This is a genomic window from Sulfitobacter brevis (assembly GCF_900112755.1).
Classification (GTDB): domain Bacteria; phylum Pseudomonadota; class Alphaproteobacteria; order Rhodobacterales; family Rhodobacteraceae; genus Sulfitobacter; species Sulfitobacter brevis.
The window spans coordinates 1-5,885 of sequence record NZ_FOMW01000047.1 but is presented as its reverse complement, the minus strand read 5'-3'; the positions used below and the strand labels follow the sequence as shown (position 1 = coordinate 5,885).

Annotated in this window: 6 protein-coding genes and 1 pseudogene; 3 read left to right on the top strand and 4 right to left on the bottom strand. The window is 52.7% G+C overall.

The annotated features are described in order from the left end of the window. Positions 1 to 296: integrase core domain-containing protein (locus BM174_RS20400; protein WP_143092516.1), on the top strand; the 296-nt coding region annotated here is incomplete at its 5' end. A 59-nt stretch (positions 297 to 355) separates the two neighbouring features. Continuing rightward, positions 356 to 531: pseudogene (locus BM174_RS20395) on the top strand (IS3 family transposase); the annotation flags it as partial. 812 nt (positions 532 to 1,343) lie between these two features. Here the strand turns inward: BM174_RS20395 and BM174_RS20385 are convergent. The 3 genes from BM174_RS20385 to BM174_RS20375 are packed head-to-tail and all read right to left on the bottom strand — an operon-like array spanning position 1,344 to position 3,669. After that, positions 1,344 to 2,948, bottom strand: a complete 1,605-nt coding sequence (locus BM174_RS20385) for a phage/plasmid primase, P4 family (RefSeq protein WP_177209567.1) — start codon at positions 2,946 to 2,948, stop codon at positions 1,344 to 1,346. Continuing rightward, positions 2,945 to 3,460, bottom strand: coding sequence for a bifunctional DNA primase/polymerase (locus tag BM174_RS20380; protein WP_093925628.1), 516 nt, complete (start codon positions 3,458 to 3,460; stop codon positions 2,945 to 2,947). The genes BM174_RS20385 and BM174_RS20380 overlap by 4 nt, the downstream gene beginning before the upstream one ends. After that, positions 3,457 to 3,669 (bottom strand): helix-turn-helix domain-containing protein, encoded by a 213-nt coding sequence (locus BM174_RS20375; protein WP_093925627.1) that lies wholly within the window; start codon positions 3,667 to 3,669, stop codon positions 3,457 to 3,459. The genes BM174_RS20380 and BM174_RS20375 overlap by 4 nt, the downstream gene beginning before the upstream one ends. Before the next feature lie 542 nt (positions 3,670 to 4,211). On the opposite strand from BM174_RS20375, the gene BM174_RS20370 reads away from it, so the two are divergent. After that, a complete protein-coding gene (locus BM174_RS20370; protein ID WP_177209566.1) occupies positions 4,212 to 4,934 on the top strand; it encodes a restriction endonuclease in 723 nt (240 codons plus the stop codon). A 665-nt stretch (positions 4,935 to 5,599) separates the two neighbouring features. Here the strand turns inward: BM174_RS20370 and BM174_RS20365 are convergent. After that, positions 5,600 to 5,885, bottom strand: a 286-nt coding sequence (locus BM174_RS20365; protein WP_177209565.1) for a transposase, incomplete at its 5' end; no start/stop codon positions are given.

The window sequence follows — 5,885 nt, the reverse complement described above, 5'->3', positions numbered from 1 at the left end:
CCAAGGCTATTCGTATCGATAATGGGCCCGAATATGTCAGTGGAAAGCTCATGGAATGGGCCGAAAAACAAGGCGTTAGGCTGGAATACATCCAACCCGGAAAACCCCAACAGAACGCCTATATCGAACGCTACAACCGCACGGTTCGCGGCGAATGGCTCAGCCAGTACATCTTTGAAACCATCGAGGAGGCACAGGATCAGGCCACGGTATGGCTCTGGACTTACAACAATGAACGACCCAACATGGGCATCGGCGGCATCACGCCCGCAATGAAACTGAAAACAGCCGCCTGAATTCTACGGCTGAACCCCATTAAAAATGGGGGGATTACCAAACCTACTAACGATCGCTCAAGGAGTATGGCGGCATGAGCCGCGATCAGCTCAAGCGGCTGAAGGAACTGGAGGCTGAGAATACCCGGCTCAGACGAGCCGTGTCGGATCTGACGCTGGACAAAATCCTGGCCGAGGCCCACCGGGGAAACTTCTAAGCCCTTCCCGCCGCAGGCAGTGCATCGACGAACTGATTGAACGCAAACATGTCATTCTTCAAACTGTCGATCAGGCACATTTTCAATCTGTCCGAGGGATGTGCAACGGCAATCTTTTCCTCTCGCCGCATCGGTCTGTGGCCGTCTGTGCAGCGGATGGCGGAGCCTCGGATACCTAATTTTAATCATGACAGACACTTCTTTTATCCTAATATAAATCTGCCCATTTGTATTTTGCGTCAGGCCTCCGCCACTTCGGTTGCTTGGCGTAGTATGGGTCCAGGCGCTGGATAGTTGGGAGGCTCACCCAACGGGGCTCGTCGCCTTTTCCCACTTCTCGTCGTGACGCTTCGTATTGCCGGTCGAACTCGCGTGTTCTCGCTGCCATCGATCCAACGCCGTCTGTCAACATCGGGCAGTCTTCCCGAAAGTAATCCCAACACTGGTCGTCGAACGAGTACTGTATGCCTACGCGTTCTGCGGCCCACGACCTCAAGGTTCCGTACATGTGGAATATTGGGTCGCCCTGGGTAGGTTTTAGGAATAGGGGCGGCACTGTTTTGGGACCCTCACCACGCGTTCGCCAGATGTGTAGGGTTGCCGGGGTAACATTGATCAGGGCGGCGGCTTGCGGCGATGACAGAAGCCACCAGGGCGGGATCACCGGCCATCGGGCGGCGTCTTTGTAGAGATTGGCGCCAGGGCTCTTAGGCATTATTTACCTCTGTCTTTTAATCATAAGGGGGGGGCGGCGGAAGCAGAGTGTAGGTTGTGTAGCCTTAAAACCTAACTTCTATAATACTCTTTGAAACTTATAAGTCAGGGTAAAGAGCTACACGTCCTACACGGGTTAAAGTTGCGGCGGCCGCATGCCGACCCCTGGCCACTCCTGTCCCTTGTTCGTGCGCCTCTGCTGTATCCCTGTACGTTTTGTAACTTCCTGCTTGAAGATCGGCTGGCTCAGGGGCTTTGTGCCGCTAGACACGGACCAGCCTTGATAAGCATTATAGAGGTGGCGCGCAGGGGTAGTTTCATCCTCCCCAATTCTACACATGTCGTCGAGAAACCCCCGGATGAGATCAGATGAGGCCACATACTTGTTAACTTCATCAGCAATCTGTTTTGGGATCTCGAGCCCAGTCCTCTGATAGGCCGCCAGGCCTTCAATCAATCGGTTGAGAATTCCACTTTTCTCAGCCCTGATCTTGGTTGGTAGGTTGGGGTCTCGCTGACCAGCGGATATGGTATTGTTAAAGGGCACCGTGACCAGACGCCTAGCCAAAGCTATATCGCCGCCGTCTATTACTGGCATCGCATTGGTTGTCATAAATATAACGAACTGGGGTCGGAACTCAAAATGCTCCCTATAAAGAGCCCGTGCTGTAATGGTGTCGCCACCTGTCATGCGCTTTACTAACGCAGCGTCAAGGATCTCTCCGGTTGCGAGTTCAGATGTACCAACCATTCGAGCTCCTTTTAGACGGGCTAGATCATCCCTTACCCCTGCATTTTTCTGCCGGATAAAAGAACTAGGTTCCACGTTTGTCGAATAGTCCCCAAGAACGCTTGCCACTACATCGACCAAGGTTGATTTGCCGTTGCTGCCGGGCCCATGGAAGATCGTAAATATCTGCTCCTTGGGGTTGCCAAGTAGTGTATAGCCACAAAGACGGAGCACGAAATTCCTGAGTTCCTCTGGAAGTACTGCTGCAAGAAACTTGTCGAATTCAGGACAGGTCGCATCAGGATCGAACTCTACATCCGCCAACCTTGTGATGCAGTCAGTTGGTGAGTGCGTACGTAAAGAACGTTCCAACAAGCACAGTGTCCCATTGGCCAAATTGATCTCCGATTCTTGTTGATCGAAATCACCAAAGTCGCGAAAGATTTTGGGGTCAGTTGAGACCAAATCGAATACTTTTCTTATCTTAGTCGCCGTACGAAGTCCGCGGGCCTGTTTGACGATTTCTAGATCTCCGGACGAGACTGCATCCTGATAGATTTGCTCCAGGCGTGTCCTAATCTGTTCTCTCGCGTGTGCACCTTCTGGATCATTCGCCCAACGTTTTCCATCAAAACGCAGCCACCCCGTGGCCGGAGTTCTACAGGAAGTTTCCGCGACAAAGGGGGCCAATACCTTCGCCAGTGGTCCGTCATCGTATTCCACGCGCGTTTGGGCGGGGTAATTTGAAATGCTACGAGCAATACTTGCAACTTCACCTTCCGGGAGGGGGGATATACCTACAGCGTTTAAAGAGGAAAGTGCGACCGCAAGCTGCTCTCCGTCCAAACCATGTTGGCCACGGAGGAAGCCGGCAATTCTAGCTAGATCGTTATTGCGTGACCCCTCCGAAAGAAACTTTTTCGGAGGGGTATTGAGGTTGGCAGAAACAACTCGCCTGGCGGTCAGTTTTGCTATCAGACCAGCGGGTGCCTTTGGCATAGGTTCGGTCATAGGGAGACGCTCCATTCATAGTTGAAGCCTGAGATGTGGGTTGAGGGTGGGGCAACGACGTAACCGCCGTCTGCACGAACATCGAGATTTACCCCGATTTTCCCGGCACTGCTTCGGATGGGTTGGTTGGGCATTTGCAGGTATATGTGAAACCCACCCCCGCCAGTCAAAACCACGACGTTCCGAGGTAACGGTCCGACTTCGTCTTCCAAGCCACGTAGAGAAGCTTCCCCTTCCTTTTTGGGCCCGAGGTCCACGTCAACAACTAACAGGCCAGATACAGTGCCGGTGGCGATGGCGATGTTGTGGCGCGGCTCGACGCTCCACCACTGCCGAATTTTCTTGGGCTCTTTACTGGCTATTTTGAACCCGCCCGGCAAAACTGGGTGTTTTCCAGGACTGGTGCAGTCGCGCTGACCGCAGGTGCAGCAGCCTTCGACGATACCGTGGACGGGAAAAACGGCCCAGCCTTGGCTCGCATAACGTAGCGCGTATTCCAAAGTATCGGTCATACGGAAACTCCCTCAAACGAGCGAGTAGGCCGTGTTTCATTGGCTTCGAGCCAGGCCTCTAAGGCGTCCCGGCGGTACAGGACCGTCCGGCCTACCTTGCAGCGGGCGGGGCCGACACGCAGCGCGTGCCAGCGGCTCATAGTACGCTGAGATACGCCGAGCAGCTCGGCGACGGCGCAGGGTTTTAAGTGAGTGGAAGTGTTGGTCATCTAAGCCTCCTAAGTTTCCTTGTATGGAGGGTTTTAGCCGTTGGTGGCTTTGAGCGCTGGTGATTGAAATGTAAGGGGTGGTCTGAGCAGTGTAATCTGCTGCGCCACTCCTGGTACTTCGGCGAGGTGAACACGCCCCACTTCAAGCGTTCAGGACCGCCACCGCCGCTTCATAATTTTTTCGGGCAGGCACGATCTGCAGACATCTGATCCGTCGACCATGAAGAGAGTCCCGAACCAGAACAGCGTGCAAAGTAGTGCGCGGTTCTTCAGGGGCGGGTGTTCGACTGAGTAATCTGTGAACCTACCTTCGCAGATGCCATTATCGACCGTCTCGTACCAAACTCATATAGCGTTGAACTCGACGGCCAGAGCATGCGAAAACCAAACTCAAAAAAGGTGACGAAAGCGCCCAAAACGGTTAACTAAAAACTCAGGCCTCGCAGTCGCTAAACAAGGGCGGCCGAATACACCGGTTTAGGGGGCAGGATGTTGTCGGAATAACCGGCCGGATGCCCCGGAATACGCAAAGGACCTCATACATGGAAACAATCTTCACCTTAGCCATAATCGCAACTGTCGGAACCCTTTTAATTCTTGCAGTTCGTTTCCCTGCTTGGCTGATAAATGGGATGTATCGTAAGTCAGCAATCAATAAGTTCCGTGATGCCGTAGAGGCGCACAAGGATACCTTGGCTAAAAAACGGATGCGGCTGGTTTCGCGAGATGATTATGGTAATTTAAAAGGGGAGGCTTGGAATGCTGAGATCCAGTACTTTTTTGAAAACGTAATACGTCCGAGCTTGTCTGATCGTGAACTGGAGGCAATTTGGGAGATTGCGGACGAGGTCGCACAAGACGAGATCGAAAATGTAGTTCTACCGCTTTCTCTAGCCAAAGCCGGCGAGTTGAGTTTCTCGCCAGATATGTCACCCATAGACTTCGAATATTTCGTGGCGGGCATCTTTCAGTCTTCCGGATGGGATGCAGAGGTTTCAAAAGCATCTGGAGACCAGGGGGCGGATGTAGTGGCGTCGCGAGATGGTTGCAAAGTAGTCGTTCAGTGCAAACTTTACAGCAAACCAGTTGGAAACAAGGCAGTGCAGGAGGTCATCGCGGCGAGGCAATATTATGACTCAGATTTAGCGTATGTAGTCACCAATTCTACCTTCACTCGAAGCGCATCCCAGCTCGCAGCGGCCTCAAGTGTCCGACTTCTACATTATTCTGACATAGAGGATGAACTTGCCGTTGCGATCAGTTGATCTGGGGCGAGGAGACCCGTGCAAATGCGGCCGTCCCCCTCCCCCCGTTTGGGGGAGGGTAGTGGGGCGCTAACACACTCCGGATTGTGTAATGCAGTCTCAGTTTAGGGGGATGCGGACGGCAGTCTCTCAGGCGTATTATCGTAAGGTCGAATTATACCATTAACACCGGCGGGGGCCATGACCTCTGATCAAATTTTTTTAGGTGTGAAAGATATTTTGTAATTGTCGCTATACCTCGCGCATTGCTAATTTCAGAGCCCTCCCAAAGTTCTGGGATCTCACATAGGATTGCGAACAATTCGGTTGGGTCGTTCGGTAGATTGTCGTAGGCATGCCAAGAGCTGAGGAACGCGAAAATAATTTCAGACATCTTGGGGTGTTGACCGCCATTTTGCCCGGTCAGTTTAAGGGTACGATTGGTCTGGCTGGTATTAACACTAATATCAAAAAACACCTGCTCACTGCAATTATCGATCAAATGTACTGAAGGGCCTGCGGCCCCAGGTCTGGGCAGGCGCAGGCAATAATTGCTCCATTCAGATCCTGCTAGTGGCATTTTTTCGGCTTGTGCGCGTCGGACCGGCTCTTGAAGATCCAGCCAACTAGAGTAGCTTTCGCTGACGATGGAGCTATTGTCGAGTCTGGTGTTTGAGGCTTGTCGGTCATGCGGCGATCTGGCTGGGTTTGGTAGTTTCAATTCCGTCTTTGAACGTAACGCCTGTGATGACTTTGGCGAGGTAGTCAAAGCCGCGTAGCTTCCGCCAGTTTTCCTCAGCGCATTGTCCCAGCTTGAACATCATGTGCAGCATTCCGTCGCGTGACAGGCAGCCTTTTGAGCGCTTGGTGCGGTGCCGGATCGTGGCAAAGGCGGATTCAATTGGGTTACTGGTGCGGATGCTTTGCCAATGTTGAGCAGGAAAGTCGAAGAATGCCATGAGTTCTTCGCGG

What these genes read in the sequence shown, in the direction of transcription:
- BM174_RS20385 (WP_177209567.1), bottom strand. Translation starts at nt 2,948, where the DNA reads ATGACCGAACCTATGCCAAAGGCACCCGCTGGTCTGATAGCAAAACTG.
- BM174_RS20380 (WP_093925628.1), bottom strand. Translation starts at nt 3,460, where the DNA reads ATGACCGATACTTTGGAATACGCGCTACGTTATGCGAGCCAAGGCTGG.
- BM174_RS20375 (WP_093925627.1), bottom strand. Translation starts at nt 3,669, where the DNA reads ATGACCAACACTTCCACTCACTTAAAACCCTGCGCCGTCGCCGAGCTG.
- BM174_RS20370 (WP_177209566.1), top strand. Translation starts at nt 4,212, where the DNA reads ATGGAAACAATCTTCACCTTAGCCATAATCGCAACTGTCGGAACCCTT.